The 15,326-nt window shown below is 70.5% G+C and carries 13 protein-coding genes; 9 read left to right on the top strand and 4 right to left on the bottom strand.

The window, feature by feature from the left end; all coding sequences use genetic code 11:
* Nucleotides 1-3 precede the first annotated feature (3 nt).
* From RV986_RS40615 to RV986_RS40605, 3 genes are all read right to left on the bottom strand, one after another.
* On the bottom strand, nt 4-273 hold the full coding sequence (locus RV986_RS40615) for a hypothetical protein (protein ID WP_475922172.1): 270 nt from the start codon (nt 271-273) through the stop codon (nt 4-6).
* 115 nt (nt 274-388) lie between these two features.
* Nucleotides 389-1,213, bottom strand: a complete 825-nt coding sequence (locus tag RV986_RS40610; RefSeq protein ID WP_475922171.1) for an anti-sigma factor — start codon at nt 1,211-1,213, stop codon at nt 389-391.
* Nucleotides 1,214-1,289: 76 nt separating this feature from the next.
* On the bottom strand, nt 1,290-1,832 hold the full coding sequence (locus RV986_RS40605) for a sigma-70 family RNA polymerase sigma factor (RefSeq protein WP_475922170.1): 543 nt from the start codon (nt 1,830-1,832) through the stop codon (nt 1,290-1,292).
* A gap of 275 nt (nt 1,833-2,107) precedes the next feature.
* Here RV986_RS40605 and RV986_RS40600 point away from each other — a divergent pair, with 275 nt between their 5' ends.
* From RV986_RS40600 to RV986_RS40585, 4 genes are all read left to right on the top strand, one after another.
* Complete coding sequence (locus RV986_RS40600; RefSeq protein ID WP_475922169.1) at nt 2,108-3,625, top strand: DUF4331 domain-containing protein; 1,518 nt, start codon at nt 2,108-2,110, stop codon at nt 3,623-3,625.
* A gap of 112 nt (nt 3,626-3,737) precedes the next feature.
* A complete protein-coding gene (locus RV986_RS40595; RefSeq protein WP_475922168.1) occupies nt 3,738-5,417 on the top strand; it encodes a tetratricopeptide repeat protein in 1,680 nt (559 codons plus the stop codon).
* A gap of 47 nt (nt 5,418-5,464) precedes the next feature.
* Entirely contained in the window at nt 5,465-7,258 is a 1,794-nt protein-coding gene (locus tag RV986_RS40590) for a nickel transporter (RefSeq protein WP_475924613.1), read from the top strand.
* 57 nt (nt 7,259-7,315) lie between these two features.
* A complete protein-coding gene (locus RV986_RS40585; protein WP_475922167.1) occupies nt 7,316-8,977 on the top strand; it encodes a serine/threonine-protein kinase in 1,662 nt (553 codons plus the stop codon).
* A 7-nt stretch (nt 8,978-8,984) separates the two neighbouring features.
* Here RV986_RS40585 and RV986_RS40580 read toward each other — a convergent pair whose 3' ends face one another.
* Nucleotides 8,985-9,791, bottom strand: a complete 807-nt coding sequence (locus tag RV986_RS40580) for an SGNH/GDSL hydrolase family protein (RefSeq protein ID WP_475922166.1) — start codon at nt 9,789-9,791, stop codon at nt 8,985-8,987.
* Nucleotides 9,792-10,114: 323 nt separating this feature from the next.
* Here RV986_RS40580 and RV986_RS40575 point away from each other — a divergent pair, with 323 nt between their 5' ends.
* The 5 genes from RV986_RS40575 to RV986_RS40555 all read left to right on the top strand — a co-directional run bounded on the left by RV986_RS40575 (nt 10,115) and on the right by RV986_RS40555 (nt 15,304).
* Entirely contained in the window at nt 10,115-11,341 is a 1,227-nt protein-coding gene (locus tag RV986_RS40575; RefSeq protein WP_475922165.1) for a S8 family peptidase, read from the top strand.
* A 313-nt stretch (nt 11,342-11,654) separates the two neighbouring features.
* The gene (locus tag RV986_RS40570) at nt 11,655-11,987 is read left to right on the top strand and encodes a hypothetical protein (protein ID WP_475922164.1); all 333 of its coding nucleotides are present in this window, start codon (nt 11,655-11,657) and stop codon (nt 11,985-11,987) included.
* 1 nt (nt 11,988) lies between these two features.
* Entirely contained in the window at nt 11,989-13,083 is a 1,095-nt protein-coding gene (locus RV986_RS40565) for a GNAT family N-acetyltransferase (protein ID WP_475922163.1), read from the top strand.
* Nucleotides 13,084-13,478: 395 nt separating this feature from the next.
* The gene (locus tag RV986_RS40560) at nt 13,479-14,297 is read left to right on the top strand and encodes a glycosyltransferase family 2 protein (RefSeq protein WP_475922162.1); all 819 of its coding nucleotides are present in this window, start codon (nt 13,479-13,481) and stop codon (nt 14,295-14,297) included.
* Complete coding sequence (locus RV986_RS40555; protein ID WP_475922161.1) at nt 14,294-15,304, top strand: glycosyltransferase family 2 protein; 1,011 nt, start codon at nt 14,294-14,296, stop codon at nt 15,302-15,304. The genes RV986_RS40560 and RV986_RS40555 overlap by 4 nt, the downstream gene beginning before the upstream one ends.
* Nucleotides 15,305-15,326: the final 22 nt, after the last annotated feature.

Below are 15,326 nucleotides of genomic sequence, written 5' to 3'. Positions count from 1 at the left end.
GTGCTATTGGCCGCCGAACAGCGAACGACGCAGCCGCCTCAGAGGGGCGAAGAGCGAGACCCGCCGCACACGCGCGCCCCTCCCGCTGCTGTCGCGCGCGGTGTCACGCGAGGTGAGCTCGCGCATCAGCGAGGTCGCCTCGGCCGTCTCGCGCTGCGGGACGGCAGGGCCGCCCAGCACCGCCAGATGGCGGTCGAGGCGCGTGCTGGTCGCGCTGCTCCCACAGGTGATCGCAGGGACACGTGCCCTGCTGCGCACTGTTATCTGTTCCATGTCTCTCCCCACCCGTACGAGTCCACCCGGCCCGGGCAGGCTAACCCTATCGCTCCCTCGTGGCACTCGTGTATCGCAGGCGAAGGATTCACCTTCCCCGTAAGGGTGTTGACGGTTACTCTCCGAATCCGACCGATTTCAGGGCGAGTTGCGCAACTGGCGCGGTGGTGGGCTGCGCCGAGCCGCCCTGCGGCTCGACAGTGACAGCGAGTGACGTGGCGTTCGTATTCAGTCCGGTGGCCATCAAGGGCGTGTCGCCCTCGAAGAGCCCCAGGGAGCGCGGTTGCGCCTGGGGGCGCATGAGCCACAGCTGGCGTACGCGGCCTCCGGACGGAGTGTCCAGTCCGCTCAGTGTCACGACGGCACGCCGCTCCGATGCGGAGGCGACCACACCGATTCCGCGCCCCTGTGCGTCCCGGTCGCTCGTCGCGCGGGCGTCGGGCGCGGCGAGAACGTGGGCGATCTCACGTGCCTGGGCCCGCTCCTGGTCCAGCTTGTCCTGGGTCTGCGTCGCCTGTACGGCGAAGAGGGACGCCACGACGAGGGCCGCGGCGGCGGTCGCGGTGGAGAGCGGGGCGAGCAGCGGACGGAAGCGGGAGCTTCGGGCGCGCGCGGGTCCGTGCGCCGCGCGCCCACGGGGTGCGCCGTTCGGCAACGCCTGCGAGGGATGCGCCGGGTGCGATGGCCCCGGCGCCTCCTGCGGAGTCGTGCGTACGGCCATCAGGACCCGGTCGCGCATGGCGGCCGGGGCCGGGGCCGCCGTGGACCAGGCGAGCCGCACCGCGTCCTCGCTCAGCGCCCGCACCTCGGCCGCGCACTGGGGACAGTCGCGCAGATGCCGCTCGAAGCGGGCGCGTTCGTCGGGTTCCAGGGCGTCGAGGGCGTAGGGCGCGGCCAGCGAGTGCAGATCGCGGCGCAGCAGACGGTCGAGGACGCTCATACGACGCCTCCCAGAGATTGCGGAGCGCGGCTGGGCAGTTCCAGAGCGCGGAGACGAAGGTGTCGGAGGCCGGCCCTCATGCCGCACCCCCCAGGCAGTTGCGCAGCCGCGTCAGCCCGTCGCGCATCCGCGTCTTGACCGTGCCGAGGGGCAGGGAGAGCCGTTCGGCGACTTCACGGTACGTGTAGCCGTCGTAGTAGGCGAGGGTGACGGACTGTCGTTGCAGAGCGGTGAGCCGGTCAAGGCAGCGGCGTACCCACTCGCGTTCGAGCCCGGCCTCCACCTCCTCGGCCACCTGGTCGAAGGCGGGGTGGTGGGCGCGCTGCCCCTCCCGCTGCTCGCGCTCGGTGGCCGCGCGGGCGCTGCGGACCCGGTCGACGGCCCGGCGGTGCGCGAGGGTGAGGATCCAGGACAGGGCGCTGCCCCGCCCGGGGTCGAACCGCGCGGCGGAGCGCCAGAGTTCGAGCAACACCTCCTGGGCCACCTCCTCCGACTGGGCCGTGTCCCGCACCACTCGGCGCACCAGCCCGAACACAGGTCCTGACACCAGCCCGTACAGCTCCTCGAATGCCTTCTGGTCGCCTCCGGCCACCAGCACCAGAAGTTCGTCCGCCTCCACTCGTTCCCCCCTCTCCGGCCGCGCGCGGCCTGTCCCTTCAGCCATGTCTTCGTAGCGAGCGCTCCCGCGGATGGGGTTACGGATCAGCGCGCCCAAAACGCGGGTCGGATGCCAAAGAGTGATGAGAGGTCCGTGAGAGCGCCGTGAAAGAAACCTGCCCGCCGATGAGACGAGTCGCGAAACCCGCCGTAAGAACGTTTGGGATTCGACCAATCCACCCCGGCGACCGCTCCGAATGGCGTGCGTCAGGCAATTGGGAACTGAGGACGGACGGCATGACACCTTTCTCCAGGAGTGGCTCGGGACGCAGGAGTCTCGCGACCCTCGTCTGTGGTGCGCTGGCCGCCGGGGGGCTCGCAGCCGCCGGCGTCGCCGCGCTGGACCCCGGGGCGGCCTCCGCCTCCAGCCACCGGGAGGCCCCGCTCATCTCGGGCACTCCCCAGTACGACAACACCGACCTGTATGCCTTCGTCAGCCCGGACAAGCCGGACACGACGACGGTCATCGCCAACTTCATCCCCTTCGAGGAGCCGGCCGGCGGACCGAACTTCTACACGTTCGCCGACGACGCCCAGTACGACATCCACATCGACAACAACGGTGACGCGCAGAGCGAGCTGGTGTACCGGTACACCTTCAAGACGCACCGCAAGAACGGCGACACGTTCCTCTACAACACGGGCCCGGTCAACAGCCTCGACGACCCGGACCTGAACATCACGCAGACCTACGACATCGATCTGCTGCGGCTGCACAAGCAGAAGCTGGTCTCCAAGACGAAGGTCGCGGACGACATCCCGGTCGCGCCGTCGAACGTCGGCAAGGCGTCGATGCCGGACTACACCAAGCTGCGCAACCAGGCCGTGTACAAGCTCGCGGGCGACTCGACGACCTTCGCCGGTCAGGCGGACGACCCCTTCTTCGCCGATCTGCGGGTCTTCGACCTGCTGTACGGCGGCAACCTGTCCGAGGTCGGGCAGGACACGCTCAGGGGCTACAACGTCAACACGCTGGCCCTGCAGGTGCCCAACTACATGATCCAGGAGTCGTCGCACCAGCCGATCGTCGGCATCTGGTCCACCGTCCAGCGCAAGGACGCCCGCGGTGACTGGTCGCAGGTCTCGCGCCTGGGCAGCCCGCTGGTCAACGAGGTCGTCAACCCGCAGAAGGACAAGGACAAGTTCAACGCGTCCTCGCCCTGGGATGACGCGCAGTTCCTGAAGAACGTCACCAACCCGGAGCTGCCCAAGCTCATCGAGGCGATCTACAAGATCAAGGCGCCCGCCGAGCCCCGCAACGACCTGGTCGACGTGTTCCTGAAGGGTGTGAAGGGCCTCAACCAGCCGCCGTACGTGCGTCCGGCGGAGGAGCTGCGCCTCAACACCTCGATCAAGCCCAGCATGCATCCCAAGCGGCTCGGTGTGCTGGACGGCGACAAGGCGGGCTTCCCGAACGGCCGTAGGCTCGCCGACGACGTGATCGACGCTTCGCTGCGGGTCGTCGAGGGCGAACTCCTCGGCCAGAAGACCGGACTGACGGACGCGGTCGACAAGAACGACCAGAGTTTCGAGAAGTCCTTCCCGTACGTGGCCGAGCCGACCTCGGGTTCGCGCGGACCGCTGGCCAAGGCCGGCAGCGACGTCAAGAACCAGCTGGGTGACGCCCTGCAGTCGGGCTCCGGCAGCACCAACACCATGCTGATCGCGGGCTCCGCGGCGGCGGGTGTGGCCGGGGTCCTGCTGATCGGCGCCGGCGTGATGTGGTGGCGCCGGCGTATGTACCGCGCCTACTGACCGGCCCGGTTCACCGACTGGCGCGGCCCGCACCCAACCATCCCCCACGGCGCGGGCCGCGCCGCCCCACCCCCACTACGACCGTTCACCCCAAGGACTTTGAGGAGAGGGCATGTCCCCGCGTACGAACGAGAGCGCGCCGGACGGCGAACCCGACGAGGTGAGCGCGGCCGACGAACAGGGGCTCGGGCGGCAGGCCCCGTCAGGGGCGCGGGGAACTGCGCGACCAGCAACAGCCGACCGGCAGCCTCCGGACGGCGCTTCCGAACCTTTCGAGCCTTCCGAACCGGAAGCCGAGGCCGACGCCAACGCCGACGCCGACGCGAAAGTCGGTGCCGACTCGGCCGGGGATGAGACCGGGGCCGGGGCCGAGGACGCCGAAGTCGAGCCCGTGCCCGTGCCCGTGACCGACGAACGCGTGACCGACGAACGCGTGGCCGCCGTCAAGCGGGTGTCCACCTCGACGCGTCGCTGGCGCGCGGCCCAACTCGGCTTCTGCGCGGCCTCGTTGGCCGTCGCACTCACCGCCGGGGCCGTGGTCCTCGGGGCCCTGAAGGACGGTTCGGACGCCACGGTCGCGTCCGCGTCCAGCGCGGTGTCGCCCCAGTTGCTCGCCAGTGGGGACCTGGACACGAGCATCACCTCTCTCCAAGCCCATCTCCGTACCCAGCCGAAGGACTTCGACGGCTGGGCGACGCTGGGGCTCGCCTATGTGGAGCAGGCCCGCACCAAGGGCGACCCCTCCCGCTACCCGCAGGCCCAGCAGGCACTGGACCGCTCCCTGAAGCTGCGTCCCGACAACGAATCGGCGCTCGCCGGCCGTGCCGCCCTCGCCGCGGCGCGGCACGACTTCACCGGCGCCCTGACCTACGCGGACAAGGTGCTGAAGGAGAACCCCTACAGCGAGCGCGCCCTCTCCTCCCGTATCGACGCCCTGGTCGAACTGGGCCGTTACGCCGACGCGTCGAAGGCGGCGGACGTGGCCGACGCACGCCGCCCGGGCGTCCCCGTCTTCACCCGGTACGCCTATGTCCATGAGTTGCGCGGCGATGTGAAGACCGCCCGCCGCGTTCTCGAACAGGCCCTCGACACGGCGACGAGCCGGGGCGACATCTCGTACGTGGCGACGGCGCTCGGCCAACTCGACTGGAACCAGGGCGAGTACGCCTCCGCGCTGACGTACTACGCGCGGGCGCTCGCCGCCGACGACACCTACCTCCCCGCGCTTGAGGGCCGGGCCCGCGCCCAGGCCGCGCAGGGCGACCGCGCGGCGGCGATCAAGGGCATGGAGCAGGTGGTGGAGCGCTATCCGCTGCCCCAGCCCCTCGTGGAACTCGGTGAGCTGTACGAGGCCCGCGGCCGGGCGGGCGACGCCCAGAAGGCCCAGAACCAGTACTCCCTGGTGACCGCCTGGGTCTCGCTGGCCCACTCCTACGGCGTCAACGCCGACCTCGACACCGCCCTCGCCGCCGCCGACCACGGTGACCGCGCGGACGCGCTGCAGGCGGCCCGCGCCGAGTGGGCCCGCCGCCACACCGTGCACACGGCGGACGCGCTCGCCTGGGCGCTGCATGTCAACGGACGCGACAAGGAGGCCCTGCCGTACGCCCGTCAGGCCACGGCCACCGGCTACCGCAACGCGTCCTTCCTCTACCACCGCGGCATGATCGAGCGCGCCACGGGCCACGCGTCGGAGGCCCGCGCCTCGCTGAAGTCGGCCCTCGACCTGAACGCCGGTTTCTCGCCGCTGGGCGCCGCCGCGGCCCGCAAGGCACTGGGGGCGACCCGGTGAAGTCCCCTCGAACGCGCGGCCCGCGAGTGAAGTCCCCTCGTCCGCACCTGAGGTCGCGTCGCCTCTTCGCCTCCTGCGCGGCCGTCCTCACCGCCGCCTGCGCCCTCGTGCTGGTCCCCACCGGGGCCGCGAGCGCGCATCCGCTCGGCAACTTCACCGTCAACCGGTACGACGGTCTCGTCGCCGCCCCCGGGCAGCTGCGCGTCGACCACGTCGAGGACCTCGCGGAGATCCCGGCCACCCAGGCGAAGCCCGACATCGAGAAGCTCGGGATGACGGACTGGGCCCGGCAGCGGTGCGAGACGGCCGCGCACGGCAGCAAGGTCACCGTCGACGGGCGGGCGGTTCCGCTCTCCGTCGGCACCAGCCAGGCGAAGCTGCGGCCCGGACAGGCAGGGCTCAACACCCTGCGCGTGGAGTGCCGGCTGACGGCCGCGCTCCCCGAGCAGGACGACAAGCAGGAGAACAAGGGGGCGAACAAGGGGGACACGGTCTCCCTGGGCTTCCACAGCGCAGGGGCCGACCGGGGACCCGGCTGGCGCGAGATCACCGCGCGCGGCGACCGTATGACGCTCGCCGAGTCGGACGTACCGGCCAAGTCGGTGTCGCACGAACTGACCAGCTATCCCAAGGCGCTGCTCTCCTCCCCCGCCGACACCGCCACCGCCTCCCTGCGGATACGTCCCGGCGGCCCCGCCCTCGTCGAGGAGGGGACTCAGGCGCCCGGCGCCTCCGTGCTGCCCCGGGGCGCCGACCGCTGGACCGAGGCGCTGAACAACCTGGTGGCCCGCCATCACCTCACCGTCGGCTTCGCCGCGCTGGCCCTGCTCATCTCCGTGTTCCTGGGCGCCATGCACGCGCTCGCGCCCGGCCACGGCAAGACCCTGATGGCCGCGACGGCCGCGGCCCGCGGCGGCAAGGCGGGGCTGCGTGACGTCCTGCCGCTGGCCGCCTCCGTCACGGTCACCCACACCCTGGGTGTGGTCGCCCTCGGCCTCCTGGTGACGGCCGGCTCGGCGGCGGCGCCCTCCGTGATCGCCTGGCTCGGCATCGCGAGCGGCGTCCTGGTCGTCTTCGCGGGCGCCACGCTCGTACGCCGGGCCTGGCGCAACCGGACTCACCAGCGGGGGCACGGACATGTGCACCCGCACGGCCACGATCACGATCACGGGCCTGAGCACGACCACGGACATGCGCACGACCACGAGCATGCGCACGACCACAGCCACGGGCACGGTCACGACCACGCGGACCACCCTCACGAGCGAGCCGAAGAGCACGAACGCCCCCTGGTCCTCGCACACGCCTCCGCGGCGGCGGCCGACACACCCCGCGCCCAGGGGCACACGCACGGGCGCGCACACGACCGCGGGCACGACCACGAGCACGGGCACCACCACGACCACCCGCATCCCCACCCCCACGCTCACACCCCCGCCGCCTCCCCCACCCTCGAACACACCCACGGCGGTTTCACCCACACCCACGAGGTCGCGCCCACCCTCCGCGGCACGATCCTGCTCGGTTTCGCCGGCGGTCTCGTGCCCAGTCCCTCGGCCGTGGTCGTCCTGGTGGGCGCCGCGGCGCTGGGACAGGCGTGGTTCGGCCTTCTTCTCGTCCTGGCGTACGGCGTCGGCCTCGCCCTGACGCTCACCGCGGCCGGGTTCGCCGTCGTCAAGCTGGGCGACGGGATGAACCGGGCGCTGGCGAAGGGCCCCCGGTGGGCCGGGGGCCCGACCGCGGCCCTGATCCGCAGAACCGCTCCCCTCGGATCGGCCTTGATCGTCGTCGCCCTTGGGGCTGGATTGGTGTTCAAGGGGGCGGCATCCGCACTCGGCTGAGCTACTTTTGGGGAGAAATCACGCGGATGTGCAGCGGATACGAATGGGGGGACACCCGTGTCCGAAGATCCGGGCAGTGAACGTCTGATCGCGGGTCGCTACCGGCTCCTCTCTCCCCTGGGCGAGGGCGGTATGGGGACCGTGTGGCGCGCCCACGACGAGGTGCTGCACCGCGAGGTCGCCGTCAAGGAGGTCCGCGCGCCCGCCGGGATCCCGGTGCACGACGTCGAGCGGATGTACGCCCGTCTGGAGCGCGAGGCCTGGGCCGCGGCCCGGGTCGCGAACCGCAATGTGGTGACGGTGTACGACGTGGCCACGCAGGACGGTCGCCCCTGGGTCGTGATGGAGCTCGTCCGCGGGATCGCGCTGTCCGATCTCCTGGACACCGAGGGCCCGCTGTCGCCGCAGCGTGCCGCGCACATCGGTGCCGAGGTGCTCTCCGCGCTGCGGGCCGCGCACGAGGCCGGGGTCCTGCACCGGGATGTGAAACCGGCCAACGTGCTGATGTCGAACGACGGCCGGGTCGTCCTCACGGACTTCGGTATCGCGACGGTCGAGGGCAGTTCGGCACTGACCATGACGGGCGAGGTCATCGGCTCGCCCGAATTTCTCGCCCCGGAGCGGGCGCTCGGCCGTACGCCCGGGCCCGAGTCCGACCTGTGGTCGCTCGGTGTGCTGCTGTACGCGACGGTCGAGGGCAACTCGCCCTTCCGTCACAACACCCCGCTGAGCACGCTGCGGGCCATCGTGGACGAGCCGTTGCCGCCGCCGCGCCGCGCGGGGCCCCTCACGCCCGTGATCGAGGGGCTGTTGCGGAAGGAGCCGGCCGAGCGGCTGAGTGCCGCGCAGGCGGAGAGCGATCTGCGGCTCGTCGGCGCGGGCGGTTCCCCGTCCTCGGGCCCGCCCACCCCGACCGCCCGGACACCGACGATCTCCTCGTTCTCCCAGCCCGCGCCGGCGCCACCGGGGTTCGGACCTCCGGGACCGCAGTCCGGGACCTACGCGCGGGGACCGCAGCCGGGCTACACGCCGTACCCGCCGCCCACCGACACCCCCAGCAGCACGGAGCCCGTCCGCAACCGTCGCGCGGCCGTCGCCGTGATCGCGGGCGTGATCGCGCTCGCCCTCGCGCTGGGCGGGCTGACGTACGCGCTGGTGAACCGCGACAACGGCGGCGGGGACAGCAACAACAGCAGTAGCGGGAGTGGTCCCAAGAGCGGGTCCGGCGACGGGAGTTCGCCGTCCGCGAGCAGTTCCGGCGGGAGCGACACCGCCGCGCCCGGCGGCGCCGGTTCCTCGACCACCCCGCCCGCCAGTGCCCATGCGAGTACGCCGCCCGCCCAGTCCGTGCAGGTGACGGTCGCGGGGTCGCACACCGACTACTCCGGTTCCTGCCCGCCTCCGCAGGCCCAGGCGCCGACCTTCACGGCGACCTTCACGGTGGGCCGGGTGCCGGTGGACGTGCAGTACCGCTGGGTGCTGAAGACGGGCGAGGTGTCCGACCCGGGCTGGAAGACCCTGTCGTTCCCGTCGGACGGTGGCAGGACCAAGCAGAAGTCGATCTTCTTGACGACGTACGACACGAGCGGGACCTTTCAGAACGAGATCAGCGTGGAGGTCCGCAGCCCGGTGGAGGTGACGTCCAACTCCCTGCCGTTCTCGGTGACGTGCGTGACGGAGACCCCGTCGGACGAGGCCTCCGCTTCCACATCGCAGTGAGCGGTGGTCAGGCGCCCGAGGTGAAGACCGGCAGATAACCGCCGGAGTGGCCGGCCGCGGTCGGGTGGTACGACTCGGTGATGTTCAGCAGGTTGAGGCTGTGCAGCCAGGCGCTGCCGGAGCAGAGTTCGTGCCCGGTGAAGGTGGACCTGACGTCGCCGAAGGTGAAGCCGTGGTCGGCGGCGCGCTTGGCGAGGGCGCTGTCCAGGTAGTCGGCGGCGCCGTTGATCGCGGCGCGCTTGGTGTCGGAGAGGCCGAGGCAGGTCGCGCCCAGTTGGTAGAACCTGGGGTAGCCGACGACGACCACATGGGCGGCGGGCGCCTTCGAGCTGATCGCGGAGTAGACGGAGTCGAGTTGGGCGGGGAGCGTGGAGTCGACGTATGCCTTGGCGGTGGCGATGCGGGACAGGCAGCCGCTGTCGGACTGGAGCACACACGTCACCATGACGTCCGCGAAGCCCGCGTCATTGCCGCCGATGCTGATGGAGACGAGGCCCGTGGAGGAGCTCAACGGGCCCAGCTGGTTGGCCAGGACATCACCCGTACGAGCGCCCGAGCAGGCCGTGAAGTCGAACGACGAGGGTGAATGGGCGGCGGCCCAGAGGTAGGGGTACGCCTTCGTGCTGCGCAAGCAGTCGCCGCTGGAACTGATGTAGCTGCCCGCGCCGACACCGGACGAGTAGGAGTCACCGAGGGCCACATAGCCGGTGGCCGCGACGGTTGGGGACGCCTGCGCCGTCACGGCCCCGGTGAGGGCGACACCGACGGCGAGGAGGAGCGAGGTCACGTATGCCGTAATTCGGGAACGTCTCATGGAACCTCCCTTTAGCAGGATCTCTGCCACAACTGTGGTAGCAGCTACGCGTGTTGACAGGAAGTGTCCATGCCAAAGAGTTTTCGACTCCTACCGGCGTCCCCCGTGCCGCCGGAACGTGTTCACCGCATATTCCATTACGTGTTCATGACAGCCCCATGGCGGGGCGTCAATTCCCTTGAGCCACACCCATAGATGACCGAAGCTTTACTCGGTCTTGGTCGGAACGCGACGCTCCAGGACTGTGTGCGCGACGATGCGCACACCCCCCACAGCCGTGCGCCGAACCCGGGCGCGCGCTGCCAAGAGGAGGACTCCCTCGAATGGCACCACTGCGTAGCAAGAAGGCCCGGAGCGGCAGGAAGATCCGGATCGCCGCCATCACCACCGTGGCAACCGCCGCCCTCGTGGGCGGGTTCACCGCACTTCCCGCCCAGGCCGCCCCGGCCGAGGGCACGGTGCTCGCCGCCGGCTCCCCCACCGCGGTCAAGGACAGCTACATCGTCACACTCAAGAAGGGCGCGGGCTTCAAGGCCGCGTCGAGCGAGGGCAAGGGCCTGATCAGCGCGTACGGCGGCACGGTGAAGAAGACGTTCGGCGCCGCGCTGAACGGCTACACGGCCACCCTCTCGGCGGGCGAGGCCCGCAGACTCGCCGCCGACCCCGCGGTGGCCACGGTCGAGCAGAACCAGACGGTGCACCTCACCGACACCACCCAGTCCAGTGCCCCCTGGGGCCTGGACCGCATCGACCAGACCTCGCTGCCGCTGTCCGGCACGTACACCTACCCGGACACGGCGGGCAGCGGCGTGACGGCGTATGTCATCGACACCGGCGTACGGATCACGCACTCCCAGATCAGCGGCCGGGCGTCCTACGGTTACGACGCCGTGGACGGCGACAGCACCGCCCAGGACGGCAACGGCCATGGCACACACGTGGCCACCACCATCGCGGGCTCGACCTACGGCGTCGCCAAGAAGGCGAAGATCGTGGCGGTGCGCGTGCTCGACAACGCGGGCTCCGGCACCACCGCCGGCGTGATCGCGGGCATCGACTGGGTGACCAACAACCACAGCGGTCCCTCGGTCGCCAACATGTCGCTCGGCGGCGGCGCCTCCACCTCGCTGGACACGGCCGTGTCCAACTCCATAGCGAGCGGCGTGACGTACGCGATCGCGGCGGGCAACAGCAGTGCCAACGCCTCCTCGTACTCCCCCGCCCGGGTCGCCGCGGCCATCACGGTCGGCGCCACCACCAGCACGGACGCCAAGGCCAGCTACTCCAACTACGGCTCCGTCCTGGACGTCTTCGCCCCCGGCTCCTCCATCACGGCGGGCTGGAACACCAGTGACACCGCGACGAACACCATCTCCGGTACGTCGATGGCCACCCCGCACGTCGCGGGCGCGGCCGCCGTCTACCTCGCGGGCCACACCTCCGCCACCCCGGCGCAGGTCGCCACGGCGCTGGTGAACGGCGCCACCACCGGGAAGGTCACCAGCCCGGGCACCGGCTCCCCGAACCGGCTGCTGAAGATCGTCCCGTAGCACGTCAACCGGCTCGACCCGCACGACAGTTCCCCGGAGGCAGCCGGCGCCTCCGGGGAACACGCGGTGAACAATGGCGTCGAAGGTTTGAAGTCGGCCAAGAAGCCCGTGTGAACGCCACCGCATCTTGACGGCCGCCCGGCCACTGCGCGACATTGAAGCCCGGCATCCGGCGCTTCAGGGGGCAAAGTCGCCCATGCAGACCATAGGTATCAAGTCACCTTCGCCAGACAGTGACGAGCGACCGGGGCGGGATCCGGGGAAGGACCCGGGGCGGGATCCGGGGAGGGATCTGATCCCCTTGCTCGCGGGCGTGGCCGTGGCTGTCGCGGGGGTCGGCGCGGTGCTCGCGCTCGCCGACGTGCACTCCTCCCTGCGCGGCCCGTTCGCACTGTTCTTCCTGATCGCCACGCCCGGCGCCGCCATCGGGGCCGCGCTGCGCGGGCTGGATCCCTTCGCCCGCACGGTGGTGTCCGTCGCGGGAGCCATCGCCGTCGACCTCCTCGTCGCCCAGGGCATGCTGGCGGTGCACCGGTGGTCGGTCGGCGGCGGGATCGCGGCCGTGACCGCGATCAGCGCCCTCGTCCTCCTGCTCGCGGGGGTACGGCGGTTGCGCGGCCGTGCGGCGAGAAGACAGGCCTCCTGACGTGGACATCAGCGTGTACCGCCCCGGCGAGCTGAGCGGCGCCGACCGGGCGGCCTGGACGGCTCTGCAGTCGAAGGCCCATCTGAACGGCTCGCCCGAGCTGGCGAACCCGTTCCTGTCCCCCGAGTTCACGCTCGCGGTCGGCCGCTGCAGACGCGGCGTGCGGATCGCGGTCGTCCGGGAGGGCGACGAACCCGTGGCGTTCTTCCCGTTCCAGAGATCCACCGCCGGCGTCGGCCGGGCCGTCGGCTTCGGCGTCTCCGACTGCCAGGGGCTGGTGCACCGCCCCGACTTCGACTGGGACACCCGGGACCTGCTACGGGCCTGCGGGCTCTCCGTCTGGGAGTTCGACCACCTGGTGCAGGGCCAGGCGCCGTTCGAGGCGGGAGCCTCCGGCACCTTCCCGTCCCCGGTCATGGACCTCGACCGGGGCTACGAAACGTATCTGCGCCAACTGCGCGCCCAGTCGCCGAAGTTCACCCGGACCACCCTCGCCAAGGAGCGCAGGCTCGGCCGGGACGCCGGCCGGGTCGACTACGTCCACGACGAGCGCGATCCGGCGGCCCTGCGCACGCTGATGGAGTGGAAGTCCGCGCAGTACCGCAGAACCGGGCGCAGCGACCGCTTCGCGCACGCCTGGATCGACCACCTGGTGCATCAGCTCTACCACACCCGCTCCGAGCCGTTCACGGGCGTTCTGTCGGTGCTGTACGCGGACGGCAAACCGGTCGCCGCGCACTTCGGGCTGAGCACCGAGCTGATCTTCGCATGCTGGTTCCCGGCCTACGACCCGGCGTTCGCGAAGTACTCGCCGGGGCTGATCCTGCATTTACGGATGGCCGAGGCGGCCGCCGCCGACGGAATCGCCTATCTGGATCTCGGGCGGGGCCAGAAGGAATACAAGGACTCCCTGAAGACACGGGACCTCACCGTGTCCGAAGGGTGGGTGACGCGTCGTCACCCGATCGCGGTCGGACACCGGGCGCGACGCGCTCCGGTCCGGGCGCTGCGCAACATGGTGCTGTCGCGGCCCGAACTGTTCGAGCCGGCCGACAGGGTTCTCAAACGGATGGGGAAAATCCGTTCGAGTCGTTAGGTAATGGTCAAACCAACAAAAACGTGAGGCCTCGTTCCAGGTCTTGCCATAGGTACGCAATCGTCAATACCGTCATACATCTCACCCGCATCGGGCCATCACGTACATGCGATCAAGGGGAGGGCTCAAGATCGCGACGAGGGCCCGGCGCGGGACGCGGTAGGGGGGTGCCGTGCTCGGTGACCACATGTGCCGAGTCGTGCCGCGAGACCGGTTTCCGCATCCGGAATTCCGTCTTCGGGTTCCGTCTTCGGAATCGGCCAGCTTTGCCAACTCACCCGACATGCACGGAGATCTATTTCGCCATGCCGTAAGTGAGAACCCCCCTTTCGAACCGGACAAAGAGCCGGACCGCCCAGGGGCGGGCGGTCCACCGGACGAGAGGGACCAGACTCATGAGTTCAGTCCTGCGCCCAGCCGTATCGGGCGATGATCCGTTAATGGCCGGCAAATACCGGCCGATCTCCTCTCACCTGGCCATAGCGCCACCGGTGAGCGTCGTGATTCCCGCCATGAATGAGGCGGAGAATCTCCCCTACGTCTTCAAGACCCTTCCGGACTGGATACACGAAGTGGTTCTTGTGGACGGCAATTCCACCGACAACACCGTCGAGGTGGCCCGGGAGCTGTGGCCCGACGTCAAGGTCGTCGAGCAGCACGGCAAGGGCAAGGGCGACGCGCTGATCACCGGGTTCGAGGCGTGCACCGGCGAGATCATCGTGATGGTCGACGCGGACGGCTCGGCCGACGGCCACGAGATCGTGTCGTATGTGTCCGCGCTGGTGTCCGGGGCGGACTTCGCCAAGGGCTCCCGCTTCGCCAACGGCGGCGGCACCTCCGACATGACGCCGATCCGCAAGCTGGGCAACAGAGTGCTGTGCGCGGCCGTCAACGCCAAGTTCGGCGCCCGTTACACCGACCTCTGCTACGGCTACAACGCTTTCTGGCGACACTGTCTGGACCAGATCGACCTCGACTGCACGGGCTTCGAGGTGGAGACCCTGATGAACATCCGGGTGGTCAAGGCGGGGCTCAAGGTGCAGGAGATTCCCAGCCACGAGTACCTCCGCATCCACGGCACGAGCAATCTGCGGGCCGTGCGGGACGGGTTCCGGGTGCTCAAGGTGATCATGGGTGAGCGTTCCAACCGGCGCGCGCTGCGTCGCCGGCCGCACGCCGCCCAGCTCAGCTCGGGCCAGGGAGAGGTGTCTTGAGCGGATCCCACATCTCCGTGGTGATCTGCGTCTACACCGAGGACCGCTGGGAGGACATCCTCGCGGCGGTCTCCTCGGTGCGGGCGCAGTCATTGCCCGCCCTGGAGACACTCCTCCTCGTGGACCACAACGCCACGCTGCTGGAGCGTCTGAGCAGGGAGTACAAGGAAGTCGAGGATGTGCGGGTGCTCGCCAACGCGGGCCCGCGCGGTCTGTCCGCGGGCCGCAACACCGGGATCGCCGCCGCGCGCGGCGAGATCATCGCGTTCCTCGACGACGACGCCGTGGCCGAGCGGGACTGGCTGCGGCACTTCGCCTCCGGGTACGCGGACCCGCGCGTCATGGCCGTCGGCGGTCGTACGGTGCCGATCTGGGCGTCGGGGCGCCGGCCCGCCTGGTTCCCCGAGGAGTTCGACTGGGTGGTGGGCTGCACCTACAAGGGGCTGCCGCCGGGCCGGGTCCAGGTCCGCAACGTCCTCGGCGGAAACGCTTCTTTCCGTCGTACGGCGTTCGACGCGGCGGGCGGTTTCGCGACCGGCATCGGCCGTGACGGCGACAAGCGTCCGCTGGGCTGCGAGGAGACGGAGCTGTGCATCCGGCTCACCCGCGCCCGCCCGGACGCCATCCTGCTGATCGACGACCGCGCGGTCATCCACCACCGGGTCCCGGAGCCGCGCGAGCACTTCGGGTACTTCCGCACCCGCACCTACGCCGAGGGCCTGTCCAAGGCCCTGGTGGCCCGCAGTGTCGGCGCCGACAAGGGACTGGAGTCGGAGCGCCGCTACACGACCCGGGTACTGCCCGCCGGGGTGGCCCGCGGCCTGCGCGACGCCCTGCTCGCCCGCCCGGGCGGCGCGGGCCGGGCCGGCGCCATCGTGGCCGGGGTTCTCACGGCGGCCGGCGGGTACGTACTCGGCAGCGTGCGGGCCCGCAGGGGCGGCGCCACGTTCACCGTCGCCGGGATCGAGAGCGTGAGCGGTCCGGGACGTGAGGGGGCGGCGGCATGAGCACAGGACGACCCCCGCGGGT

The organism is Streptomyces sp. RLA012 (assembly GCF_056270325.1).
Note: the sequence above shows the minus strand (reverse complement) of the source record. Positions and strands in the feature narration are given on the sequence as shown.